Annotated in this window: 24 protein-coding genes, 1 tRNA gene and 1 pseudogene; 5 read left to right on the forward strand and 21 right to left on the reverse strand. The window is 67.7% G+C overall.

Annotated features, from left to right (window positions below; all coding sequences use genetic code 11):
- Nucleotides 1–862 (reverse strand): helicase-related protein (locus tag C0461_RS07555; RefSeq protein ID WP_292105351.1); only part of this gene is annotated, 862 nt, incomplete at its 3' end.
- A 255-nt stretch (nucleotides 863–1,117) separates the two neighbouring features.
- Here C0461_RS07555 and C0461_RS07560 point away from each other — a divergent pair.
- Complete coding sequence (locus C0461_RS07560; protein WP_292105354.1) at nucleotides 1,118–1,549, forward strand: DUF983 domain-containing protein; 432 nt, start codon at nucleotides 1,118–1,120, stop codon at nucleotides 1,547–1,549.
- Here C0461_RS07560 and C0461_RS07565 read toward each other — a convergent pair.
- Complete coding sequence (locus C0461_RS07565) at nucleotides 1,526–2,332, reverse strand: sulfotransferase (protein WP_292105357.1); 807 nt, start codon at nucleotides 2,330–2,332, stop codon at nucleotides 1,526–1,528. The genes C0461_RS07560 and C0461_RS07565 overlap by 24 nt on opposite strands.
- A 121-nt stretch (nucleotides 2,333–2,453) precedes the next feature.
- Here C0461_RS07565 and C0461_RS07570 point away from each other — a divergent pair.
- Nucleotides 2,454–2,530, forward strand: a tRNA-Arg gene (locus C0461_RS07570).
- 232 nt (nucleotides 2,531–2,762) lie between these two features.
- Nucleotides 2,763–3,725: a hypothetical protein gene (locus tag C0461_RS07575; protein WP_292105360.1), complete on the forward strand. Its 963-nt coding sequence runs from the start codon at nucleotides 2,763–2,765 to the stop codon at nucleotides 3,723–3,725.
- A 4-nt stretch (nucleotides 3,726–3,729) separates the two neighbouring features.
- Here C0461_RS07575 and C0461_RS07580 read toward each other — a convergent pair whose 3' ends face one another.
- From C0461_RS07580 to C0461_RS07625, 10 genes are all read right to left on the reverse strand, one after another.
- Nucleotides 3,730–4,611, reverse strand: coding sequence for an RDD family protein (locus tag C0461_RS07580; RefSeq protein ID WP_292105362.1), 882 nt, complete (start codon nucleotides 4,609–4,611; stop codon nucleotides 3,730–3,732).
- Nucleotides 4,601–5,611 carry a stage II sporulation protein M gene (locus C0461_RS07585; RefSeq protein ID WP_292105365.1) on the reverse strand — a complete coding sequence of 337 codons (1,011 nt, stop codon included), beginning with the start codon at nucleotides 5,609–5,611 and terminating at the stop codon, nucleotides 4,601–4,603. Before C0461_RS07585 ends, C0461_RS07580 begins: the two co-directional genes overlap by 11 nt.
- On the reverse strand, nucleotides 5,608–6,924 hold the full coding sequence (locus tag C0461_RS07590; RefSeq protein ID WP_292105367.1) for a DUF58 domain-containing protein: 1,317 nt from the start codon (nucleotides 6,922–6,924) through the stop codon (nucleotides 5,608–5,610). The genes C0461_RS07585 and C0461_RS07590 overlap by 4 nt, the downstream gene beginning before the upstream one ends.
- On the reverse strand, nucleotides 6,921–7,877 hold the full coding sequence (locus C0461_RS07595) for a MoxR family ATPase (RefSeq protein ID WP_292105368.1): 957 nt from the start codon (nucleotides 7,875–7,877) through the stop codon (nucleotides 6,921–6,923). Before C0461_RS07595 ends, C0461_RS07590 begins: the two co-directional genes overlap by 4 nt.
- Nucleotides 7,864–9,042, reverse strand: a complete 1,179-nt coding sequence (locus C0461_RS07600; RefSeq protein WP_292105369.1) for a hypothetical protein — start codon at nucleotides 9,040–9,042, stop codon at nucleotides 7,864–7,866. Before C0461_RS07600 ends, C0461_RS07595 begins: the two co-directional genes overlap by 14 nt.
- A gap of 44 nt (nucleotides 9,043–9,086) precedes the next feature.
- Nucleotides 9,087–9,551: a DUF4129 domain-containing protein gene (locus C0461_RS07605; RefSeq protein ID WP_292105370.1), complete on the reverse strand. Its 465-nt coding sequence runs from the start codon at nucleotides 9,549–9,551 to the stop codon at nucleotides 9,087–9,089.
- Between the two features lie 275 nt (nucleotides 9,552–9,826).
- The gene (locus tag C0461_RS07610) at nucleotides 9,827–11,842 is read right to left on the reverse strand and encodes an ATP-binding protein (protein ID WP_292105372.1); all 2,016 of its coding nucleotides are present in this window, start codon (nucleotides 11,840–11,842) and stop codon (nucleotides 9,827–9,829) included.
- 91 nt (nucleotides 11,843–11,933) lie between these two features.
- Nucleotides 11,934–12,731 (reverse strand): exodeoxyribonuclease III, encoded by a 798-nt coding sequence (locus C0461_RS07615; protein WP_292105374.1) that lies wholly within the window; start codon nucleotides 12,729–12,731, stop codon nucleotides 11,934–11,936.
- Nucleotides 12,732–12,975: 244 nt separating this feature from the next.
- Nucleotides 12,976–13,617: an outer-membrane lipoprotein carrier protein LolA gene (locus C0461_RS07620; protein WP_292105377.1), complete on the reverse strand. Its 642-nt coding sequence runs from the start codon at nucleotides 13,615–13,617 to the stop codon at nucleotides 12,976–12,978.
- Between the two features lie 539 nt (nucleotides 13,618–14,156).
- Nucleotides 14,157–16,493, reverse strand: coding sequence for a DNA translocase FtsK 4TM domain-containing protein (locus C0461_RS07625; protein WP_292105380.1), 2,337 nt, complete (start codon nucleotides 16,491–16,493; stop codon nucleotides 14,157–14,159).
- A 129-nt stretch (nucleotides 16,494–16,622) separates the two neighbouring features.
- Here C0461_RS07625 and C0461_RS07630 point away from each other — a divergent pair, with 129 nt between their 5' ends.
- A complete protein-coding gene (locus tag C0461_RS07630) occupies nucleotides 16,623–17,882 on the forward strand; it encodes a UbiH/UbiF/VisC/COQ6 family ubiquinone biosynthesis hydroxylase (protein ID WP_292105383.1) in 1,260 nt (419 codons plus the stop codon).
- 23 nt (nucleotides 17,883–17,905) lie between these two features.
- Here the strand turns inward: C0461_RS07630 and C0461_RS07635 are convergent, their stop codons facing one another.
- The 4 genes from C0461_RS07635 to C0461_RS07650 all read right to left on the reverse strand — a co-directional run bounded on the left by C0461_RS07635 (nucleotide 17,906) and on the right by C0461_RS07650 (nucleotide 20,330).
- On the reverse strand, nucleotides 17,906–18,100 hold the full coding sequence (locus tag C0461_RS07635) for a Trm112 family protein (protein WP_292105385.1): 195 nt from the start codon (nucleotides 18,098–18,100) through the stop codon (nucleotides 17,906–17,908).
- A gap of 72 nt (nucleotides 18,101–18,172) precedes the next feature.
- A complete protein-coding gene (locus tag C0461_RS07640) occupies nucleotides 18,173–18,829 on the reverse strand; it encodes an LON peptidase substrate-binding domain-containing protein (protein ID WP_292105390.1) in 657 nt (218 codons plus the stop codon).
- Between the two features lie 4 nt (nucleotides 18,830–18,833).
- Nucleotides 18,834–19,733 (reverse strand): thioredoxin, encoded by a 900-nt coding sequence (gene trxA, locus C0461_RS07645; RefSeq protein WP_292105391.1) that lies wholly within the window; start codon nucleotides 19,731–19,733, stop codon nucleotides 18,834–18,836.
- Between the two features lie 78 nt (nucleotides 19,734–19,811).
- Nucleotides 19,812–20,330, reverse strand: a complete 519-nt coding sequence (locus C0461_RS07650) for a prolyl-tRNA synthetase associated domain-containing protein (protein WP_292105393.1) — start codon at nucleotides 20,328–20,330, stop codon at nucleotides 19,812–19,814.
- Between the two features lie 81 nt (nucleotides 20,331–20,411).
- On the opposite strand from C0461_RS07650, the gene C0461_RS07655 reads away from it, so the two are divergent.
- Nucleotides 20,412–21,152, forward strand: coding sequence for a DUF6065 family protein (locus tag C0461_RS07655; protein WP_292105395.1), 741 nt, complete (start codon nucleotides 20,412–20,414; stop codon nucleotides 21,150–21,152).
- A 12-nt stretch (nucleotides 21,153–21,164) separates the two neighbouring features.
- On the opposite strand, the gene C0461_RS07660 is transcribed toward C0461_RS07655, so the two are convergent.
- The 5 genes and pseudogenes from C0461_RS07660 to C0461_RS07680 all read right to left on the reverse strand — a co-directional run.
- Nucleotides 21,165–21,701 (reverse strand): hypothetical protein, encoded by a 537-nt coding sequence (locus C0461_RS07660; protein WP_292105398.1) that lies wholly within the window; start codon nucleotides 21,699–21,701, stop codon nucleotides 21,165–21,167.
- An 84-nt stretch (nucleotides 21,702–21,785) separates the two neighbouring features.
- Nucleotides 21,786–22,418, reverse strand: coding sequence for a LysE family translocator (locus C0461_RS07665; RefSeq protein ID WP_292105400.1), 633 nt, complete (start codon nucleotides 22,416–22,418; stop codon nucleotides 21,786–21,788).
- A 41-nt stretch (nucleotides 22,419–22,459) separates the two neighbouring features.
- Nucleotides 22,460–22,957, reverse strand: a complete 498-nt coding sequence (locus tag C0461_RS07670; protein WP_292105402.1) for a hypothetical protein — start codon at nucleotides 22,955–22,957, stop codon at nucleotides 22,460–22,462.
- A 77-nt stretch (nucleotides 22,958–23,034) separates the two neighbouring features.
- Nucleotides 23,035–23,499, reverse strand: a complete 465-nt coding sequence (locus C0461_RS07675) for a translation initiation factor IF-2 (protein WP_292105405.1) — start codon at nucleotides 23,497–23,499, stop codon at nucleotides 23,035–23,037.
- 66 nt (nucleotides 23,500–23,565) lie between these two features.
- Nucleotides 23,566–24,129, reverse strand: a pseudogene (locus C0461_RS07680) (argininosuccinate synthase domain-containing protein); the annotation flags it as partial.

Raw genomic sequence — 24,129 nt, forward strand, 5'->3', positions numbered from 1 at the left:
CGTCGATCTCGTCGCACTCGCCCGTGACCCCGAAGGTGCCGTCGCGCAGGTGCCGCCCCGCGCGCCCGGCGATCTGGCCGATCTCGTGGGCGTGCAGCCAGCGGGTGCGCCGCCCGTCGAATTTCCTCAGGCCCGCGAAGGCCACATGGTCCACGTCCATGTTCAGGCCCATGCCGATGGCGTCGGTGGCTACCAGAAAGTCCACCTCGCCCGACTGGAACAGTTCGACCTGGGCGTTGCGGGTGCGGGGGGAAAGGGCGCCCATGACCACCGCCGCCCCGCCCCTCTGGCGGCGGATCAGTTCGGCGATGGCGTAGACCTGATCCGCCGAGAAGGCGACGATGGCCGAGCGCGGCGGCAGGCGGGTTAGCTTTTTGGACCCGGCATAGCTCAGGGTCGACAGCCGGTCGCGCGACACGATCTCCGCGTCCGGGACCAGCCGCCGCACCAGCGGCGCCATGGTCCCCGCGCCCAGGAACATGGTCTCCAGCTGACCGCGCGCATGCAGCAGGCGCTGGGTGAACAGGTGGCCGCGTTCGGGGTCGGCGCATAGCTGGATCTCGTCCACCGCCAGGAACTCGACCGTCTTCTCCAGCGGCATGGCCTCGACCGTGCAGACCCACCAGTGGGGCCGGGGCGGGATAATCTTTTCCTCGCCGGTGACCAGCGCCACCGACCGGGCCCCCATGCGCGCCACGATGCGGTCGTAGATCTCGCGGGCCAGCAGCCGCAGCGGCAGGCCGATCATGCCCGAGGCGTGGCCAAGCATCCGCTCGACCGCCAGATGGGTCTTGCCGGTGTTGGTGGGGCCCAGCACCGCGGTGACGCGGGACGGGGCCAGGCCGGTGGGGCGGTCGTTCATGACGGCTCCAAGGTGGCGACGACCGGGCCGGGACTCAAGCGCGGCAGGAGCCGGGTAAACGGCGCGGGGGATTCACGAGAACAGGGGCGAAACGAATCAGGACCGAATCACCGACTTCGCCCGATTCAGGATTTGTTCCCTACAAGATATTGTATCTTAATGGGGTTTAACCACTAGCGGATTCAGGTGGTGGCGCGGCGTTGTGGCGCGGACCAAGGTCCTGTCAGGAGCCGGGCAGAGGCCTATATAAGTCTCATGGCCCAAAAATCCCCGTCCCCAGAAGCGCTCATCCGTAAATGGCCTGCGTTGTCTCCGCTCCGGACCGGCATCGTCTGCCGGTGTCCACGTTGTGGCGAAGGCGCTCTGTTCCAGGGGTTCCTGAACCTGCGCCCATCCTGTCATGCCTGCGGCCTGGATTATGGCTTCGCCGACCCGGCCGATGGGCCGGCCTTCTTCGTCATGTCCGGTGTCGGCATCGCGGTGACCCTCCTGTTCCTCTGGATGGAGATCGCCTTTCGACCACCCATGTGGGTGCACCTAGTCTTCACCCTGCCGCTGTTCGTGGTCGGCTGTCTGGCCACCCTCAGGCCGGTGAAGGCCTGGCTGATCAATGAGCAGTTCGTCCGAAAGGCGTCCGAGGCGCGGTTCTCGTTTCTGGGACGTTCAAGCGGCCCGAAAGCGGAATAGGCGCTTGTGCAGCGGGGCCTGTCCTTCATAGGCGATCAGTTTCTCCTCCATCCAGGGGAAGTAGGTCCGGATCATCCGCGCCGCCTCGCGATCGGCGGCGATCTCGATCAGGTCCGATTCAGGAAGTTCCGACGGCTTCTGCCCAAGCTTGTTTGACGCTGAATTGGTGTTCTCGAGATCGTCAACGAACCGTCTGAAGCTGTCAGGCGATATTCCCAGAGGCGCAAGAAGGTTGGGCCCGATCCACTCCAGTCGGTCGGGAGCCCTGACCATGTCATCCAGATTGAACAGGGTAACCCGCCCCGGGGCCGCCTCAAGCATCCGCTCGTAGGTCCGGACCGACAGAATCCAGGCGTCCAGGAAAGTGCGCACGGTCTTGAACTTGTTCCACGGCATGGCCCGGTACGAGCGCCAGACGTGAAAGGGATTGCGCAGGCAATAGACATAGTGCGCCGGGCGATCCGGATCATCGAAGATGGCTTCATAGCGGTCGAAGTGCCGTTCGTGGCGCGGCGTCTTGTGACCGAACCAGCGAGCCTGGTTCCGAATCCGGCAACTGGAGCTGGTGCTATCGCGAAAGGCGGCCCGGGCCAGACGGTATATGCGTTCGGAATCCGGAGCTTTCTTATCGACCCTGACATTGTACAGCCAGGCCATCATCTTGGAGCCCACGGGGCCGCCGATTTCGCCCTGCAACTCCACGTCCCGGGAGTTGTTCAGGAGGTTGGCGCACATTCGAGTGCCGGACCGGCCCATGCCGAAGACGATCAGGGGCCTGGCCATATCCGCTGGCTTTCTGACGGCCCGGCTGGTCCCGGGCTGCCCGGCCTTCTGCACGCTTTTCACGCTTTCAAACTCCGTTCGCTTTTCAGCCGCCATGGTTGTCGCTAGGAACGCCCTCTAAGGCCCCGTAGCTCAGCTGCATAGAGCAAGGCTTTCCTAAAGCCGAGGTCGGAGGTTGGAGTCCTCCCGGGGTCGCCATGTTTTGTCCAAACCACCTGACACAGGCTCAAGTTCCGGCTGGAGTTGATCAGGACAGACGTTCCCGACAATGGCAGAATGCGCCCAGCGGCTCGACCGGCAAGCTGATATTCGCGCACCGGGCCGCGTGGGTGACCGCACGCGCGGGTCGCGAATCTGCACAGACGCAAATGCGTGCGCATTTTTTTGCGAATCCTCTCCAAAATGACGAAGGCAAGAGAAGGAGCGCGATATGCGGGGGGAAATTCTGACCTTTGATGCGGCCACCAGAATGGTCGCGATCAGAGGGGACGACGGGAATCGCTATCTTTTCCCGGCCACGGCCGTCCATAGCGGACTTACGCCCCGCAGAGGGCAGCGCGTCGATTTCACCCCCACCGAGAATGGCCAACCTGGGGAGATCTTCATCCTGCAGTCGGGAGAGAGCGGCGCGGTCTCGACACAGGGCGGATTTGATCTGGGTCGGGTGATCAGCCGGACCTTTGCGTCGATCCGGGACAATTGGCTGTTGCTGCTCGTCGCCTCTCTCGTCCTGGTCGGCCTGCCAAGCACCTTGGCTGCCGTGGGCCAGACACTGGTCTGGAGCCAGGAATCGACGACGGCAGGCTTCCTTTTCGTCACTCTGGGGACCCTGCTCTACTTCATCGGCTTCTACATGCTTCAGGGGACGGCGGTAAAGGCGGTGGTGAACGGCTTCAACGGCAAGAAGACAGATCTGGGCGTCGCCCTGGACGTCGGCGTGAGGATGTTCTTTCCGTTGCTGGGGCTCGGCATTCTGGCCGGTCTCGGCATGGCGCTCGGATTCATTCTCCTGATCGTGCCGGGCGTCATTCTGGCTGTCCTGTGGTCGGTGGCCGCCCCAGCGATCGTGATCGAGAAGCGGGGGGTCTTCGACAGCTTCCAGAGGAGCAGGGACTTGACGCGGGGCTATCGCTGGAACGTGTTCGGACTGCTCGTCATCTATATCCTGCTGGCCTGGATCCTGGAGGCGGCGATCGGGGCCGTCAGCTTCGCCACCGGCGGCGCCTTCGCCGGTGGAGACGGTCCCAATCTGTGGATCAATATTCTCGGCGGACCGGTCGTCAATGTTCTCTCAGCAGTGATCGCCACCGCGGGTGTGGCGTCGCTGTATTATGAACTACGCACGGTCAAGGAAGGCGCCGGTCCCGAAAGTCTGGCCTCTGTCTTCGATTGATGCGTCAGACGTCGTGCTTGTCCCGGCGGCGCACGCCCATGAGCATGCGCTGCTCGAGCCGTCCGCGCAGAGCGGCGTAGTAGGCCGTCAGAAAGTCCCGGTCCGCCTCGTCCGAATCCCGGACCCAGCCGATCTTGGCCGCGATGCGATCGGCGACGGCCCGAAGGGTCTTGCGGTCGTTCTGACGCAACACGGATTCGAGCACGTGCAGTTCCTTGGCGCCGTATACGTCGACCTGGGCAGGGGTGAAATTGTAGACGGCGACGCGGTCAGTGCTCTCGTCCGCCATGTCTCGGGTCAGCTTGCGGCGGGGGGTGCGCACGACCCAGGTCCCGCCCGCCAGATCCCCCACGCGCAGACGGTCGCGATTGAACAGGGGGAAGAAGACGAAGATTGCGCACCATACGAAGGCGAGCAGGTACATCCAGCTGTCCACGCCGTCTCCGCCCACGCGTGAGAAGAGGAGGGACAGCGGCAGAAAGACCTCGAGCTCCCGCAGAGCGTTGCGCACGAAAACCGATTCAGCCCGCAGCCGCCCGCCGTCCCTGGACGCGACGCGCAGGCCCAGGGCCCGCTTGCCGGGCGTCGCTGCGCCTGCCGACAGTTCAAAGGCGGTGAAATAGAAGTTTCGCAGCAGAAAGAAGACCAGCAGCCAGATCACATACATGACTTCGACGCCTGCACCGCCGCCCACGCCCACGGCGCCGATGCCCATGAACACAGCCGCCAGCGTCATGACGATCAGCGCGCCGATGATGATCGCCGCATCCAGCAGGAAGGCTCCGGCTCTCTGGCCTGCGTCCGCGATGTTCACGCGCAGATCCACGCCCTCGGGTGTGACCAGGGAACGCGTGGTCCCGCTTCTGTCCACGGTGCTAGCGTGCATGACGTGTCGCACGGGGCGCGTAGAAATAAGCGGCCCATATCAGGCCCGAGGCGGCGGCCACCGCATAGCGCACGCCCGTGTCGGTGATCAGTTGGCGGCCGAAGCCCTCAAGCAGGCCTGCGAGCATCAACATGACGACGACCCCGGCCATGGCCACCCCTGCGGTTCGCCCGGCTTCCATGGCCGCATCCAGCCGTCCTCTTGAGCCCGGAAAGGCGACAGCCCAGCCGATGCGAAGTCCGGCCGCCCCGGCGAGGATCACGGCGAACAGCTCGGTCACCCCGTGAATGAGCAGCCAGCCGCCGAGCTCCACGCCCAGCCCCCGCGTTGCGAACAACGCCACGAAGGCGCCCATGGTCGCGCCGTTGTAAAGAATGAGCAGGCCGGTCGGCAGGCAAAGAGCGAACCCCAGGGCAAAGGCGAGAAGCGCCACCTGGGCGTTGTGGGTGAACAGGAAGGTGGCGAAGGCCGACAAGCCGCCTGCGCCCTCATGGTCGCCCAGGGTGGCCCGAAGTGATTCCGTGGACGCGCCGGGATCACGGCCCCCGGCCAGTTCGGCGGGCACCAATGCGTAAAACCACTCCGGATCGTGCATGACCAGCCACGCCGCGACCATCGCGCCCAGGGCCAGAAGGGCGGCGGAGACGAGCGTCTCGCGCCAGAGACTGCGCACTGCTGACGGCCAGTCGCTCCTGAAAAAGGCGGCCAGCCGATCCTGCAATGTCGCGCGGGATCCGTAGACGAAGAAGTAGGCGCGAGTGGCGAGGGTCTCCAGATACTCGATCAGTCCCTGATCAAGCGAGGTTTCACGAGCGACGGAAAGAGACGACAGCGTGGAGCGATACAGTACCGGAATGGCGAGAATTTCGGCATCAGTCAGCCTGGCGGCTGAGCCTTTCTCGGCCTTGTCCATCAGTCTTTCCAACCGTCGCCAATCCTCCTCGCGCGCCTGGCGGAAGCGCTGACTTTTCAGCAGGGGGGAAGGGCGATGGTCGGTCACAGCAAATCCCTGCGTTTCAGATCCAGATACGCGTTGACCACTTCGGGGCCGACGCGGTCGGCCGGCGTGTCGACGATATGGGCGCCCATGCGCCGTAGTCTCGCCACCACGGCTTCACGTTCCCGCAGCAGGGTTCCGGCGACAACCGCGCGCGACACGTCGTCGGGCTCCTCTGGACGCGCGGCGGCGAGCGTCTCCAGCTCTTCGTCGCGAAGCACGACGAACAGCACCAGATGACGCCGCAACAGCCGGCCGAGTGACTCGATCATCAATTCGGCGGCGGTGGAGTCCGTGAAGTCCGTGAACACGACCACCAGGGAGCGGCGCTGCAACTGTCCCGAGAGGGCGGCCAAGGCGAGGGTGTAGTTGGTCTCGTGAGTGGAATAGTCAATGCGTCCCGCCACCGCCTGAAGGGTGCGGAAAGCATCAGGCCCGGCGATCGCGCCGGTCGAAAGACGTGGAGCTGAATCGAAGGCGAACAGCCCCGCCCGGTCGCCCGACCTGAGGCAGGCGTAGGACAGCAGCAGCCCCGCATGAATGAAGCGGTCAATGCGAGGCATGCCGTGCACCGGCTCGCATGAGGCACGACCGCAATCCAGCGCCATGATGACATTGTGGTTGCGTTCAGTGCGGAACTCCTTGGCCAGCAGAACCGCGTGACGCGCCGATTGCTTCCAGTCGATGGCTCGACGGTCCATGCCGGGCTGATAGTCACGCAGGGCCTGGAACTCCGATCCTTCGCCGAGCTCAAGCTGGGTTTTGGCGCCGAACAGGGCGTCGCGAGCGAACAGGCGCACAACCTGATCCCGCACCCCCTGCAGATCAGTCAGGATGGGCGCTGACAGGCCCAGGGCGAAGACCTTTTGTTTCCATGCCAACCCCGATGGTCCGCGCCATCGCACCCAGAGCGCGTCGAACGTGGCCGCCCCGCGCCTTTCGGGCAGGAGAGGAAAGGCGACATGGGATGTTCGGTTCGAAACCTCGGCGCGGCGCGCAACGCCATCCAGGCCTAGTCTAACATCGCCCGAGAGGGCGGCATCGAGCGCCCGCGGCGCCGGCCCCCTCTGGCCGAAGCGCAGCGTCATGGTCAGCAAGCCGGGTCTTCCGACCGCCGCATGGGCCGTTTCGGGTTCGTCGAGGCTGAGTGCGGCCCGGGACCCCGCTGACAGGGCATCCAGCGCAGTCAGCAGCACAACAGCACCGATCCAGGCTGGACCGGCCAGCCATCCCGATGGCGTCAGCACCCCGACGACCAAGGCGACGGGAACGCCCGCCACCATCAGGATCACGGCTCGCCGCGTGGGATAGATCACCGGGGGGCCGCCACCTGGTTGACCAGGCCGTCCAGCACCTGCTCGACGCGACGACCTTCGATTTCGGCGGCGGGCGACAGAACGAGACGATGGCGCAGGGCGGGCACGGCCAGAGTTTTCACGTCGTCCGGAATGACGTAGTCGCGGCCGTCCAGCGCCGCATGGGCCCGCGCCGCGCCCGCCAGCATTGCCCCGGCGCGCGGGGAAGCGCCGATGTCGATATCCGCCGACTCCCGAGTCGCTCGCACCAGATCGGCGATATAGGTGACCACGTCTTCGGTCAGCCGGACGGCGCCGACGGCTTCGCTGACGTCGGTGATCGCTGCGGCGTCAGCGGCGATGCCGACGCCAAGGGCGATGGGGTCCATCTGCCCGACCCGGGCGCCATGATCGGCGATGATTGACCGTTCCTGCTCGAGCGACGGGTAGTCCAGCACATACTTGAACAGAAACCGGTCCAACTGCGCCTCAGGCAGCGGATAGGTGCCCTGCTGCTCGATCGGATTCTGGGTGGCCACGACAGTGAAGCGCGGGCTCAGGGCGTGCGCCTCTCCATCAATGGTGATGCGCCGCTCCTGCATGGCCTCCAGGAGGGCGGCCTGCGTCTTCGGCGGGGTTCGGTTGATTTCGTCGGCCAGCAGCAGTTCGCAGAAGATCGGCCCCCGCGTCAGGGTGAAGCTGGATGTTTGAAAGTTGAAAAGGTTGGAGCCGATGATGTCGCCGGGCATCAGATCGGGCGTGAACTGAATGCGGCCGTAGTCCAGCCCTGTCGCCCGGGCGAAGCTCTGGGCCAGAAGGGTCTTGGCCGTTCCAGGCGGTCCTTCGAGCAGCACATGACCGCCGCAGAACAATGCGGTCAGAAGCAGGTCCACGGCGCCGTCCTGGCCGACCACGGCCCTGGAGATTTCGGCGCGGATGCGCTCTGCGACGGTCTTCACATCATTGATGCGCACGGGTCAGCTCCTGATTCCAGCGATAGAGGGCGTTGGCGACCCGCATCAGGTCGCCCGGTGTCCTGGCCGCCTGCGCCTGCTCGGCAAGGGCCGAGTAGGTCTCGGTCGCACCGCTTGAGCGGCCCACGCGATCGAGAAAGGCGTTCAACTGCTCATCATCCAGGCTGCGAGGCGCGCCGATTGCGCGCGCGGCGGCCACGCGCATCAGCAACGCATAGGGCGTGGCCAGATGGTGCTCGCGTCGTGCAAGACGAACCAGGCCCGCCGTGTTGTCCGCCAGACCGCGCTTGCCCAGCGCGATCACCCGGGCCGGCTCGCGCGTCGGTCCAAAGCGAACCGCAGCCTGGAGTCCGGCAAAGACCGCAAGCGCCGCCATGACCAGCGTCATGCCGAGAAGCGGAGGTTCGAGCATCAGCCGCAGCAGGCTTCGCGTACGCTGAAAGCCGTGGAGCGTCAGGTCAAAGATCAACGGGGCGCCCTGGGCCCGAATGACGCCCAAAAGGGCCACGGCGGTCTGAGCGCCCTCAAGGGTCTTCAGGCCCTGGGTGTTGATCAGGTCGGGGTCGCTCAGGACATAGGTTCCTGTTTCGGCATGCATCGCCAGCACCGGGTCGCCGTGCTCATCCGTAGCGACCGGAACCCACCCATTCCCTGACAGGGTGCGCAAGCCCTCGATCTCGACGGGAGCGCCGAGAGAGGCGCCGTTGGGTCGGCGCATGATGACCTGTTCGCGCCCCTGGCGCGCGACCAGGCCGGCGCCCTGACGCAGCTCTTCCGGAAGGGCGGAGAGCGCATCAGCCGCAGGGTGCATGCCGACGGTCATGACCCAGCCAGTACGGGCCGGATCGGGCGCCGTGACCCATTTCGGCAGCACGATCAGTGTCGCTCCGTCGTGCGCAATGTCATCGATTCGATTGGCGGTCGACCGGCCGGTGGGTGTCAGAATCAGAAGACCTTCACTTGAGGCCTCGGTCAGGGCCCCCCGGCTCAGCAGTACGGGTTCACCGAGCTCGCGCAGCAGGGGCGGCAGTGCCCCGAATCCTGTGGCGGCGCGTGACAGGGCGTGATCGCCGCCATCATTTCCCGAACGGAGCTCAGGTGCATAGGCTGACAGCACACCGAGCCCTGCCAGGGCCATTACGCCGACGAGGGCGGCCGCGATCACAACAAGTGGTGAAAATGCGCTGTCTCCGGTTCGGACTGATCGCGTCATCTGGCCCACGTGTCAGGCAGGGCGAACGCTTCATAGGCGCTGCGGCATTCGGCAAAGGCGGAGGCGCCGACCGGTGCGCCGCCAAAAAGACTGCGTTCGACGGTTCGCCCGATCCTGGAGAAGGCAGGCCGCGCGGTATCGGGGAGCGCCGTCAGCGCCATGATCTCGCGTGTGGTGAGAGAGGCGCGCAAGGCCTTGGGCTGACGCTTTTCGATATCCTGAACACTGCGCAGCAGAAGTAGGTGGGCGGCTTCGGCATAAAGTCCGCGCGCGGCGAGGGCATCAGCGTCAGCCAGCAAATCTCTCGCCGCCTGGGCGTCCGGCCGCCATGCCGTTGCTGCGAGTGGCGGGATCTGCGTGGGTTTGGCAGGCGGCAGGCGCAGCCGCACAAGCTCCCGACCAACCGCGAAAAGGATCAGGGCGACCAGGGAGAAGAGACCGATCCAGAAGGCCCACTGCATCACGGGCCCCATGGCGTCCAGGACTTCACTGATCCACCGCAGCCAGGACGGAACCCCAGGAGGGGCGAAGCCCGCCCGATCGAACTGCAGGGATTGATCCTCCAGCAGTCTCGCGTGCGCTTGCACCAGGTCTTCATCGGGGGGCGAGGCCCTGTACATCTGGCAGAACCACGTGCAACCGAACGGTCAAGGCATACCGGGCTGTCGCATCGAGTCAACCGAGGAGGGCGTCTTGATCGCTTGCGGCGCTTTCAATTCGTTGGGGGCTTCAGGCGTCAGACGCCGAGGGCGTTCTTCAGGGTCTCAAGCATCCGTCTGGCGTCGACGGGCTTGGGCACCCAGCCGTCCATGCCGGCGGCGAGGTAGCCGTCGGTTTCGTGGGCCAGGGTGCTGGCGGTCACGGCGATGATGGGGGTGCGCGGCCGATCTTCGGCCTGTTCACGTTCGCGGATGCCCGCGGTGGCTTCCATGCCGTCCATCCTGGGCATGTGGATATCCATGAGGATGGCGTCCCAGTCGCCCGACGCCCAGGCCTCGACCGCGGCCTCGCCATCCTCCACCGCCTCGCTCTGGATGGCGAACTGGCTGAGCAGCGTCGTCAGGACAAGGCGATTGGCGGGATTGTCCTCGGCGATCAGAACGCGCACCGGCCTGTCCGGCGCCGGATTGCCGGCGTTGTCGCGGGGTGCGGGCTCGCTGGGCGGCAAGGCGATCTCAAGGGCGAAGGCTGAGCCCTCGCCAGGCGAGCTCTCCACCGTCACGGTCCCGCCCATGAGGGCGGCAAGATCGCGGCAGATGGCCAGGCCCAGGCCGGCGCCGCCGTGCCGACGGGTGCTGGAGCCGTCACCCTGCACGAAGCGGTCGAACAGGCGGGCGCGATCCTGGGGGGCGATGCCGGGGCCGGTGTCAGTGACGCTGAGGCGCAGAATGTCGTCCTCGCGCCCGATGCGGCCTTCCACGCGCCCGGTCTCGGTGAACTTCAGGGCGTTGGAGAACAGGTTGCCCATGACCTGACGAATGCGCACGGCGTCGCCCATGAACCAGCCCCCGGCCTCGGGCGCTACGGTCATGGCGAAGGCCAGACCCTTGTCCGCCGCGAGGGGCGCGTAGAGCGCCGCCAGGTCGTCGGCCAGGACCTTCATGTTGAACGGCGCGGGCTCCAGCGACAGGCGTCCGGCCTCGATGCGCGAGATGTCGAGAATGTCGTTGATGATGCGCAGCAGGGCGCCGCCGGACTGGTTGATGGTGTCCAGCCGCTGACGCTGGGCGGGGGACAGCTCGTCGTGGGCCATGATCTGGGCCATGCCCAGCACGCCGTTCAGGGGCGTGCGCAGTTCGTGGGTCATGGTGGCCAGGAACTCGGACTTGGCGCGGTTGGCGGCCTGGGCCTCGATCATCAGGGCTTCGGTGCGACGACAATGCTCCTCAGCCTCCGCTTCGAGGCGCGCCTTGACCACGGCGGCGCGGCGGAAGGTGTCCACCGCCCGGGCCATGTCGCCGATCTCGTCCCGGCGGCCCACGCCGGGCGCCACGAAGTCGGTCTCTCCCCTGGCGAGGCGGCGCATGACGCCCGTCAGGGCCGAGACGGGCGAGCCCATGTCCCGCACCAGGACGGCGCCCATAAGCGCCGCGATCAGGGCGGCGATCAGAATGCCCGCGACCAGGGCGACCTCCATGACCACAAGCGCCCGGCCGCTGGCGCCGCTGTGCTCAATCAGGGCGGCGCGGGCGTCGTCGCGCATGGCGTCCAGCACGTCTTCCGCAGGCGCGATCAGGCTGTCGGCCAGTCCGGCTTCGCCCACCAGGGCGGCCGCCTCGGCCCGGCCTGCGGGATCAGCCGCCAGCGCCATGGCCGGGGTCATGGCCTCGGCCTCCCAGCGTGCGTAGGCCGCGTTCAGGGCTTCAACCCGCGCCTGCATGGCGGGATCATCGGCCGCCTGGCGGGCCAGTTCGGCGGCGTGCCGTACATAGCTGGGGCGGTGCACGGTCTCGATGCGACGCAGATAGTAGGGCTCTCCCGTCAGCATGTAGCCGCGCAGGGAATTCTCCTGACGCGCCAGGTCGAATCGCGCGGCGCCGGACGCGCTCAGGGTTGCAAGGGCGTCGGCCACGGCCGCCTCTGAGCGCTTGACCGTCTGCATGTGGGCGAACAGGACGACGCCCATCACGGCGATGGCTGTCAGGACCACCGAGAAGGCCACGACCATCTTCAGGGGGGTGCGCAGATGGAACAGTCCCATGCCCCGGCTCAGGACGGCCGTCAGTGCGCGCGAGGCTCCATAGTTCGGCATCAGCCCCCCTCGGACCGGCCCTCAATCCTGTACCTTCACACTAAGCGCTGCGGCCGGTTGCGGGGGCGTTAATGTCTGACCTTTTCGTCGGTCAGACCGCCAGGTCGAGCGCCACGGGGGCATGGTCGCTGGGGCGTTCCCAGGCGCGGACGTCCTCGTGGATGCGGGCCGAGCCAGGAACGACGGCGGGGGTCAGGCCCGGCGAGGTCCACAGGTGGTCCAGCCGCAGGCCCCGGTTGGACTGGCGGAAATCGGCGGCGCGGTAGCTCCACCAGCTGGCCAGCTTCTGGTCCTCGGGGTGAGCGTCGCGGATCACATCGGCGAAGCCCAGCGACGCCTGGAGCGCCCGCATGGCCTCCACCTCCACGGGGGTGTGGCTGACGATCTTCGACATGTAGCGGTGGTTCCACACGTCGTTCTCGCCCGGCGCGATGTTCAGGTCGCCGGCCACCAGAAGGGGCGCCCTGGGGTCGCGGGCGGCGAACTGACGGGTCAGGCGGGCGTAGAAGTCCAGCTTGTGATCGAACTTGGGGTTCAGGGCCCGGTCGGGGATGTCCCCGCCGGCGGGGATGTAGAAGTTCTGGATCTCGACGCCCTCGATGACCCCGGACACGCAGCGGGCGTGGCCTTCGCGGCAGGCGGCCAGGTCCGGCGCGTCCGCGATAGGGTGGCGGGAGGCGATGGCCACCCCGTGCCAGCCCTTCTGGCCGGCGACCTTCAGGTGCGGCAGGCCCATGTCCCTGAAGGCGGTCTCCGGAAACTGGTCCGGCAGGCATTTGATTTCCTGCAGGCACAGGACGTCCGGGGCCTGTTCGGCCACGAAGCGGGCGACCTGTTCGGCGCGCAGGCGCACGGAGTTGACGTTCCAGGTGACGACGCGAAGGGACATGGGCTCACCTAGAGCATGAGGCGGGCCGGCGTCCATGCGGGCGAAAAATACGCCCGGCCTTTTCAGACCGGGCGCAAATCAGTTGTCTCTCTCACGCCGCCACCGGGAGGGGATGGTGTCCGGGACGGTCAGGACAGCCGCCGCCGTCCTGTGTCCAAAAAATCACTCCGCAGCAAAAAAGTCAACCGTAAAGCGAAGGTGCTTCGGCGTGACCCGGAAAGCACGGGTCGCTCAAAGGTCGGCCCTAGTTGCGGCCCGGACGGCGGGTGGGATCACGCAGGGTGAACAGGTTGTTGGGCAGGCTGTTCACGGCCTCGAATGACGACAGCTGGGTGCGGGTGCGCTGGCCCTGGGGGTCGATCACGGTCCATTCCATCAGGCGCACCGGATTGCCGGCGAAGGCGAGGATGACCTGGCCCTCGTTGGGGCGGCGGGCGTCGCGGGCGACCACGGCGAAGGCGCCGGAGTCCATGCGAGTGACGCGGTCGATGCGCACGCCCTCCTCGATGCGGACGTTGCGACCCAGGAACACCGACAGGGGCGTGGCGGACAGGGGCGCTTGGCGGAACACCTCGAGGCGCGGGTCGTAACGCATCAGGTTGTTGCCGTCGGCCACCACCAGCAGCCCTTCGGGGTTGCTGTATTCGAAGCGCATCTTGCCGGGACGCTGGAGATAGTAGCGGCCCTCCGCCCGCCGGCCGCCGGGGCCGGTCTCGACGAAGCTGCCCCGCGCGGCGCTGACGCCCTGGAACCAGGTCGAGACGCGCCCGACCGTCTCGCGGTCGGCGGCGGAGAGATTGTTCTGGGCGAAGGCGGGCAGGCCGGCCATGACGGCGGCGCCCAGGGTGAGCGAGCCGGTGGCGAAGGCGCGGCGTGAGAGATTCATGATCAGGCTCCCGTTCGGGATTGTTGAGATGATCCTTGTGACGCGGTTGCGCGGCAAGGGTGTGACGCCAGCCTGACCATATTCCGGCGCTCCGATGAAGCGTCGTTCAGCGAAACGGTCAGGATCGGTTCATCCGGCGGATAAGAGCGCATGAGACGGCGGGGCGTTCCCGCCGCGCCGCGCGGCGGATTTCGGACTCCGGGCTCAAAAAAACAGGGTGCGAATTGTCCGAATAGTCCGAAATCGGCTCCGGGGTCGGTGGCTGGAGCGACCATTATAAGGGACGCCGGAAGGTGGGGGATGAAGTATTTCTTCGCCATCGCGGCAAACACCCGGCCGCCCCCTCCACCACGCCCTGTCGGGCGCGGTCCCCCTCCCCATGAATGGGGAGGAGAATAGATCGCGCTCAAGCAGCGAGGCCCCGCGGGCCGAGCGTTAGCGCTCAAAGACGCGCTCAAGCAGCGAGGCCCCGCGGGCCGAGCGTCAGCGCCCAAAGACGCGCTCAAGCAGCGAGCCGCCGCGCGGCGAGCGTTAGCGCCCTAGGATGGAGGCGGCCCGGCCAGGACGTCGCGCTTGCCGGCGTGGTTGGCGGGGCTGACGACGCCTTCCTGCTCCATCTTCTCGATCAGGGAGGCGGCGCGGTTGTAGCCGATCTGCAGACGACGCTGGATATAGGAGGTGGACGCCTTGCGGTCGCGGGTGACCACGGCCACGGCCCGGTCGTAGAGCTCGTCCCCGGAGCCGCCGTTCCCGCCGAATTCGCCCGAGCCCTCGTCCTCGTCGCCGCCCTCGGTGATCAGGTCCAGATACTCCGGCTCGGCCTGCTCGCGCAGGTGCTGGGCCACCTGCTCCACTTCCTGGTCGGTCACGAAGGGGCCGTGCAGGCGGGTGATGCGCCCTCCGCCGGCCATGTACAGCATGTCGCCCTGGCCCAGCAGCTGTTCGCCGCCCTGTTCGCCCAGGATGGTGCGGCTGTCGATCTTGGAGGTGACCTGGAAGCTGATCCGGGTGGGGAAATTGGCCTTGATGGTGCCGGTGATCACATCCACCGACGGGCGCTGGGTGGCCATGATCAGATGGATGCCGGCCGCACGGGCCATCTGGGCCAGACGCTGGACCGCGCCCTCCACGTCCTTGCCCGCCACCAGCATCAGGTCGGCCATCTCGTCCATGACCACCACCAGATAGGGCATGTGTTCGGGACGGATCTTCTCGGATTCATAGACCGGACGGCCCTGATCATCGAAGCCGGTCTGGACGGTGCGCTCGAAATGCTCGCCCTTGGCCAGGGCCTCGCGGGCGCGCTCGTTGTAGCTGGCGATGTTGCGCACGCCGAGCTTGGACATGCGGCGATAGCGGTCCTCCATCTCGCGGACGGTCCACTTCAGGGCCACGACCGCCTTCTTGGGATCGGTGACCACCGGGGTCAGCAGGTGCGGGATGCCGTCATAGACGCTGAGCTCCAGCATCTTGGGGTCGATCATGATGAAGCGGCACTGTTCCGGCGACAGGCGGTACAGGATCGACAGGATCATGGCGTTGACCCCCACCGACTTGCCGGAGCCGGTGGTGCCCGCGATCAGCAGGTGGGGCATGCGCGCCAGATCGGCCACATAGGGCTCGCCGCCGATGGTCTCGCCCAGCGCCAGCGGCAGCAGATGCCCCGGCTTGGCGTATTCTGCCGAGGCCAGCAGGTCGCGGAGATAGACGGTCTCGCGTTTCTGGTTGGGCAGTTCGATGCCGATGGCGTTGCGGCCCTGAACCACGCTGACCCGGCAAGCGCGGGCGGACATGGAGCGGGCGATGTCGTCGGACAGGCCCACCACGCGGGCGTGCTTCACGCCGGGGGCGGGAGCCAGTTCGTAGAGGGTGACGACCGGGCCGGGACGGATCTGGTCGATGACGCCCTTGACCCCGAACTCGGCCAGCACGCTCTCCAGCATCTGGGCGTTCTGTTTCAGGGCCTCCTCGTCCACGGCGGCGACGCGGGTCTTCGGCTTGGACAGGAAGCCCAGGGGGGGCAGTTCGAAGCCCTCGGTGCGGGCGAACTCGAAGGCGCCCTGAATCTCGTTCTGCTCGCGGCCCGAGGGGCGCGGGGCCTTGACGCCCGCCACCTTGGGCGCGCGCGGGGCGGGCCTGGGCTCTTCCCAAGGCGGGGAGGGCTCGGCCGGGTCGTCATCGATCTCCGGTCCGGGGGCGACAGCGCGGGGACGGGCAGTCACGGCGGCCTTCGGGGCGGCGCGGGCCTTGCGGACCCCCCTGGGCGCCGGGCGGGCGACCCGGGCCTCGGTGAAGTCGCGCCAGCGCAGGCCCAGGGTCCAGGCCAGAAGCGTCACCGCAGCGATCGCCAGAAGGACGCCCGCGAACGGGGCGGCGAAGGGGATGCCTGCAAAGGCGAAAAGGCTGGACGGCGCCCACAGCAGGGCGTCGCCCCACAGGCCGCCGAGACCCGCGGCCAGCGGCCAGATGGCTGGAATGACCAGGGCCGACAGGGCGCCGGCCAGCAGCAGTACGCCGAGCACGGCGGCCAGGGCCTTGAGCGGGGTCGGGCGCAGGCGTGTCTGCACCACCTCGCCCAGGGCCGCCGACAGGCCGAAGGCCAGCATCAGCAGGACGGCGGGCCAGGCGGCCACCCCGAGGGACTGATAGAGCAGGTCCGCGAATACCGCCCCGTTGGCGCCCATCCAGTTGGCGGGCGCGGCGGAGGCCGCCGCGTTCAGGCTGGGATCCGCCGGATTCCACGACACCAGCGAGGCCAGCAGAAGGGTCGCCGCGATGGCCAGGAAGCCGCCCCGGAAACGCACGGCGATGGGCGCGCCCCACAGGATGCGGGCGCCGTCATAAACGCGGGTTCCGATGGCGAGGGCCGCGGACATGGGCGGGCTCCGGTGGGGCTACTGAATTACTCCGCCGATCATCGCCCGCGCAGGGTTAAGCCCGCGTTTACCAGCCCTGCGACGGCGCCGCCTCTGGACGTGGGGGCGGGGGGGCGCGACAAGGGCGGCATGAGCCAGGACGACCTTTCCGATCTCGACGTCATCGTGGCCGGCGCCGGCATGGCGGGGGCGACCTTCGCCCTGGCCGCGGCCCAGGCCGGGCTGAAGCCGGTGCTGGTGGACCCGTTTCCATTCGATGAGCAACTGACGCCCACATTCGACGGGCGCTCCACGGCTGTGGCCTGGTCCAGCTTCCGCATGCTGAAGGCGCTGGGGGTCGGCGCGGCCATGGAGCCGCACGCCTGCCGCATGGACCGCATTCTGGTGACCGACGGAACCCGGCCCGGCGCGGCCTCGCACAGGGCGCTGCCGGCCTTCCTGCGCTTTGACTCGGACGAGATCGGCGAGCGCACGGGCGGCGAGCCGCTGGGCTACATGATCGAGAACCGCCATATCCGTGCGGCCCTGGCCGGGGCGGTGCGCGCGGCGGGGGTGCCGGTGCTGGCGCCCGCCGCCGTGGAGGCGGTGCGGCTGGAGGAATTCGCCGCCCACGCCGTGCTGAAGGACGGCCGCACCCTCAGCGCGCCGGTGATCGTCGGCGCCGAGGGGCGCAGGTCGGTTGTGCGCGAGGCGGCCGGGATCGGGACCACAGGCTGGACCTATGGCCAGAGCGGGGTGGTGGCCACCGTCCGCATGGAACGGGACCACGGCAATGTGGCCCATGAGTATTTCCTGCCGTCCGGGCCATTCGCCATCCTGCCCCTGACGGACAGCCGCGCCAGTCTGGTGTGGACCGAGACCACGCGGCGGGGCGAGGCCCTGCGCGACGCCTCGGACGAGGCGTTCCTGAGCCATCTGAACCGGCGCTTCGGCGAGTTCCTGGGCGCGGTCACTGTGGAGGGGCCGCGTTTCGTTTATCCCCTGTCGCTGTCGCTGGCCGAGCGCATCGTGGCCCCGCGCGTGGTCCTGATCGGCGACGCGGCCCACGGGGTGCACCCGGTGGCGGGGCAGGGGCTGAACATGGGGCTGAAGGACGTGGCCGCCCTGGTCGAGGTCATGGTCGAGGCCGCCCGGCTGGGCGAGGACATCGGCGCGCTTGGCGTGCTGGAGCGCTACGCCCGCTGGCGCCGATTCGACAATGCGGCCCTGGCGGCCGGGTTCGACGGCTTCGTGCGGCTGTTCTCCAACGACGACCCGCTGACGCGTCTGGCGCGCGGCGTGGGCATGGCGGCGGTCAACCGGATCGGCCCCCTGCGCCGGGCCTTCATGACCGAGGCGGGCGGCGGCGCCGGCGATCTGCCGAGACTGCTGAGGGGCGAGGCGGTCTGAAACCGCTTATCCCGCGCATTGGTCTAGTCCAGCGCGCGCGCTTCTTCGGCCAGCATGATCGGCACGCCGTCGCGGATGGGGAAGGCCAGTTTCGCGCCCTTGCTGATCAGCTCGCCCGCCGCGCGGTCCCAGGTCAGGCGTCCGCGCGTGACCGGGCACACCAGCACCTCCAGCAGGCGGGGATCGACGGTGGTCGGGGTGTTGAAATGCTCGGTCATTGTTGCTTGCCCTATCGCTCGCGCCGCGGGCGCTCGCTGCTTGAGGGCGTGGGGGCCCTCGGCTGGCAGCGATTATTGCATGGTGGCGGGTTCGTCGTCACCGGGTTCGGCGGCGTCGATGCGCAGAAGGGCGGTGAGGGTGCCGAGACGGTCGTTCAGGGTCAGGGCCTCGATCAGGGCCTGCTTCTCGGGCGCCTCGAACGGCAGGGCCATGGACAGGCTGTTCACCAGAGCCTCGGGCGGGGCGTCGCGTGCGGCGTCCCAGTCGATGTCCAGCCCGCGCGGGCTCAGGTAACCCTGCAACGCGGCGAGCAGCTCGTCGCGGTCGAAGGCGTCGTCCTCGTCCGGGGCCTTCAGGTCCAGAGCGAAGGGCTCGAAGTCCACCCGGGTCTGGCGATAGGGCGACTGGACCGGCAGTTCAGCCAGCACCCGGAAGCGGGCCACGCCGGTGAGGGTGACCAGATAGCGGCCGTCCGAGGTTTCGGCGAAGCTGGTGATGCGCCCGGCGCAGCCCACGGGGGACAGGGACGGCAGGGTCTCGGGGCCGCCCGAGGGCTGGATCATGCCCACGATGCGGTCGCCGGCCATGGCGTCGTCGATCATGTTCAGATAGCGCGGCTCGAAGATATTCAGGGGCAACTGGCCGCGCGGCAGGACGATGGCGCCCGCCAGCGGGAAGACCGGGATCACCTGCGGCAGGTCCGAGGCCTTGATGTAGCTGTGGGCCATCGGATCAGGCGAACAGGATGGAGGAGAGGCGCCGGCGGCCGTCGCGGGCGATCTCGGCGTTGGGACCGGCGGCCTCGAAGATGGTCAGCAGCTGTTTGCGCGCCGCCTGCTCGTTCCAGTCGCGGTCGGCGGCGACGATCTTGAGCAGGTGATCCACCGCCGGCTCGAGCTGTCCGGCCGCGGCCAGGGCCAGGGCGAGATCGAAGCGGGCCTGATGGTCGCCGGGATCGGCGGCCACCTTCGCTTCCTGCTCGGACGTCAGGGCGACGGGAGCGCCGGCGCCCAGGGACAGCTGGGCCCGCACGCTGTTGACCAGCGGCTCCTTCGACGGATCGGGAGCCATGGCGATGGTCTGGCGGGCCTGGTCGGCGTCGCCGTCCGCCAGATAGACCCGCGCCATGCCGGCGATGGCCTTCTCGTTCTTCGGGTCCAGTTGCAAGGCCTGGGCGAAGGCCTGGGCCGCCCCGCCCAGATCGTTCAGCGACAGGGACTCCTCGCCCATGGCCAGGATCTGGTCCAGGTCGGACGGGCCGGAGGATTCGCCGGTCAGGCGCTCGATGAAGGCGGTGATCTGGCTTTCCGGGATGGCGCCCTGGAAGCCGTCGACCGGCTGGCCGTCCTTGAAGGCGTAGACCGTGGGAATGGACTGGACGCGCAGCTGGCCGGCGAAGGCCGGGTTGGCGTCCACATCGATCTTGACCAGCTTCACCTTGCCCTTTGCGGCGCGCACGGCCTTTTCGATGGCTGGCGTCAGGGTCCGGCACGGTCCGCACCAGGGCGCCCAGAAATCGACGATGACCGGCTGGGTCTTCGACGCCTCGACCACATCGGTCATGAATTCGGCGTCCGAGCCGTCCTTGACGGGGTCGGGGGTGTTGGCGGCGAGCGGGTCGGCGAAGGTCATCAGTGTCTTTTCCGGCAAGTGTGGTCAGGCAGTCTAACGCGTTGAAACCCAGATGGTCGCCCCCGGCGTGAAGCGCAATCAGGCGGACGCGCTGAAATCCACGATCAGGGGGTCGTGTTCGACCAGGGTCAGGAAGCGGCGGAAGTCGGCCCGGGCCATGGCGGTGGTGGCGGTGTTGGTCAGGGGATGGAAATTGACGAGGTCCGCGTCGGCCAGCCGATGGTCCAGCACGAAGGTCACGCGGCGGTCGGTGTCGTTGATGAGGCCGAAGGCGGTGACCGAACCGGGCCGCACGCCGAGGGTCTCCATCAGCAGCGTCTCATTGCCGAACGACAGCCGGTCGGCGCCCATAAGGCGGTGGGCGGCCTTCAGGTCGATGACCGTGTCCTGCCGCGCCGAGATCAGCCACAGGCGCTGCTTCTTGTCTTTCAGGAACAGGTTCTTGGTGTGGGCGCCCGGCATGGCGGCCTTGATCTCCAGCCCCTCCTCGACCCGGAACACCGGCGGATGATCGTGGGTCGTGGCGGCCAGCCCCTGTTCGGCGAACCAGACCTCGAGGCGGTCGCGGTCGAAGGCGGGCGGGGCGGGATCGGTCATGGGGTCATTGGAAGCTTGAGGCGTCGGGTGCGGCGGGGATAGGGTCGCGCACCTTTCAGACTAGACCGCCGGAGCCCCGCCTTGGAACTGGAATGCTACCCCATGACGCCCCGCCCGCCCGAGATCGTGCCGGGGCGCGCTTCGCGGGACTGGATGGACGCCTTCGCCTCGCGCCACCCCTATCGGTGCCTGCCGCTGAGCATGGCCAACACCACCGGGTGGGAGCTGCTGTGCCCCATGGGTTTCACAGCCGAGTGGAACGGGGGGCCGTCGCAGGCCGACATCACCCTGACGCCCGACCGGCCGCACCCGGATTTCACCCACTTCGTGCAGTCGCACTTCTCGCGCGGGGTGGTGACCATGCACCCCAACTATCTGTTCCGCACGCCGCCGGGCTGGGCGGTGGTGGCCTCGGGCGCGCCCAACCACGTCAAGGACGGCATTCAGGCCCTGACCGGCCTGATCGAGACCGACTGGCTGCCGTTCCCCTTCACCATGAACTGGATCTTCACGCGGCCCGGACGGGTGAAGTTCGCCAAGGGCGAGCCGTTCTGCTTCATCACCATCGTCGAGCACAAGAAGATGGAGCAGTTCCAGCCGGTCATGAAGACCCTTGACGCCAACCCGGCCATGAAGGGCCAGTTCGACGCCTGGAATCGCGAGCGCACCAGCTTCAACAACCGTCTCGCCTCGGGCGACCCGGACGCGGCCAGGGAGGCCTGGCAGCGGTTCTATTTCAAGGGCGAGTATGCGGACGAAACGACACCGCCGCCTGCTGACCATGTCAACAAGCGGCGGATGAAGTCGCTCAGGCTGTTCTGAGACCGAGGCCGGTCAGTTCATTCCCGGGCGCACGACGCGCGGGCCGATGTTCTGCATGACCTCGCGGGCGTCGAAGGCGTTGGGGTCGTTCGGCTTGGGACCGCGGCCCATCACGATCTCCGTGTTGGCCTCGAAGCGGGTGACTTCGCGCACGTCGACATCGCGTGCCCACGGGTCACCCCAGGGGCCCCAGAAGCCGCCGCGATAAAAGCGCCACGACGGACCCCAGTAGGGCCGGTAGCGCGAACCGTAGAAGGGATCAGGTGTGCCGATATAGCGTGTGTCGCGGTCGGTGGCGCGGTCCACGGTCTGGAACCAGTCATAGCCGTTCTGGGCCGTCAGCTCGGCGGCGCGGTACAGCAGATACATCTCGACCGTGTCACGCGACGTCACGGAATTGCCCGCGAAGCCGACGCGGAATCGGTTCTGTTCGATCTGCATTTCGGAGTAGCCGCCGCGCGCCTGCGGGCTGGCGGCCTGATAGGGGGTGGCGGTGGCGCAGGCCGTAAGGGCCAGGGCAGCGACCGAAGCCAGGATGACGCGTTTCATGAAACTCTCTCCCATTTAGCCCGACAATACCCGCCGCTCACTGAACGGTGGATGAACGGCTCCGTTCCGCCTGAACAGAAGTCCTTATAATCTCACAAGAATAAGAACCGAGGCCAGGAGCAGCAGGCCGCCGACGACGATGCCGAAGTTACGCTGAAATCTGGGGTCGGTCATGCGTGCTTTCAAGGCCGCCCCGCCCAATCCGTATGCGGTCATGGTGATCACGTCCATGCCGATGGTTGCGCAGGCGAACAGGGCCAGTTGCGGGGCTGCGGATCGGTTCACGTCGAGGAAAGGCGGCAGCACGGCGGTGAAGAACAGGATGGCCTTGGGGTTGGCGATCTGGACGGTGAAGCCGTCCACGAAGGCGCTGCGGCCTTTCCGGACCGGGATCTCCGACGGTTCGGCGCTGGTGCGGAAGGCGCCCCGTATCGCCTGGGCGCCCAGCCAGGCCACATACAGCGCTCCGCCCACAGCCAGCACCCGGAACGTCTCGGGAAAGGCCTTGACCAGGGCCCCCAGGCCCAGGGCGGCGGCGGAGAACCAGACCAGGGTGGCCGCGTTCATGCCCGCCACCGCCATGAAGACCGAGGCGCGGCCCTTCTGCATGCCGGTGGCGACGGCGAAGATATTGGCGGGGCCGGGCGTCATGGCCATGACCGCCATCACCGCCAGGAATGTCAGATAGAGATGCGGGTCGACGGGCAGGGCGCTCATGGGCGCCGTTTGCGCGGGCCCCGGTCAGCCGTCAAGCGGGATCAGGGGTGGTCGTGGCCGGCGTCCGCGGACGCTTCGCTGCGCGCCGCGCCAAAGGCCTCCGCGACCTCGGCGAAGGCTTCAGCCAGGGCGGCCTGGACCTCGACGGACACCATGGCGCCGGCGATGTCGGCCTGGGACAGGGCGGCCTCGACCATGGCGCCGATGTTCATGGTCTGCATCATGGTTCCGGCGGTGTTCAGCCCCATCTCGGCGGCCGACGCCGTGAAGGCCATGACGTCCGGCCCGTATTCGGTCCAGAGGGCGGCCATGCGCGCCTCGCGTTCCGCCTCGGTGAGGGTTTGGTCCTCATCCAGCGCCTCGACCCCGGCGCCGAAGGCGGCCATGCGGGACTCGACGTCGCCCAGATTCTGCTCAAAGGCGCTGGGCTCATAACCCGGGATGACGCCGGCCATGGACCGGGTCTCGCCGTCCTGGGCGAGCGCAGGGGCGGCGGTCAGCATCAGGGCGGACATCGCGACAGCGGTCAAACGCAGCATGGGAACCCTCCTCGTCGGCGCCGCAAGGTCTCCCCGCAGCGCCTCAAGGGCAAGTGACAACGCCGTAAGGTGAAACCCTACGGGGTCGGCGTCTCGTCCCCGGCCTCGGCGTTCAGCCGCTGCTCGAGTCCGGCGCGGATCTGGTCGGGAATGGCGCGGATCACCGGAATGGCCGAATCCCGGGCGGCGTTCAGCTGCGCCAGAGCCTCGGGATCGTCAGCGGCCTGGGCCGCCTGGCCGGCGATGAAGGCGTCGAAGTCATCGGCGAACCCGTCGATCTCGGGGCGATAGCGGGCCAGAATCTCGTCCACAGCGGCCAGGGTCGCCGCCCGGTCGCCCGCGTTCGCCTGAACGGCGGCGTCCAGCTCCCGGCTCATCTGGTCCACCTGGACTTCAAACCGGTCCGCCCGCGCCTCGAAGGCGGCTTCGTCCAATTGCGCCGGGGCCTCCTGCACGACCTGCGGAGCGGCTGCGGGCTGGGCGTGAGCGACTCCCGCGAGAGCGGCGACGGCCGTGGCGGCGAGCAGGGTGCGGGTCAGCATGACGGGAACTCCGGAAACAGGGGCGGCCGCCAGAATGCCCTACCGGCCGCCCTGCTCCAAGACCGCTCAGTCCCGGTCGCGGTTCTCGCGCTTGGCCAGCACCCGAAGACGCAGGGCGTTGAGCTTGATGAAGCCGGCCGCGTCCTTCTGGTCGTAGGCCACGGCGCCGTCCTCGAAGGTGACCAACTCCTGATCGTAGAGGCTGTTCGGGCTCTCGCGGCCGATGACGGTGGCGTTGCCCTTGTACAGCTTGACCCGCACCGTGCCGGACACCTTGATCTGGCTGTGATCAATGGCGGCCTGCAGCATCTCGCGCTCGGGCGAGAACCAGAAGCCGTTGTAGATCAGGTGGGCGTATTTGACCGCCAGCTCGTCCTTCAGGTGCATGGCGCCGCCGTCCAGGGTGATGGACTCGATGCCCCGGTGCGCGGCCAGCAGGATCGCACCGCCCGGCGTCTCGTAGACCCCGCGCGACTTCATGCCGACGAAGCGGTTCTCCACCAGATCCAGCCGCCCGATGCCGTTGTCGTGGCCGTACTGGTTCAGGGCGGTCAGCAGGGTCGCCGGGCTCATGGCCTCGCCGTTGATGGAGACCGCGTCGCCCTTCTCGAAGCCGATGGTGATGACGGT

Origin of the sequence: Brevundimonas sp. (assembly GCF_013823285.1) — a bacterium.
Lineage (GTDB): Bacteria > Pseudomonadota > Alphaproteobacteria > Caulobacterales > Caulobacteraceae > Brevundimonas.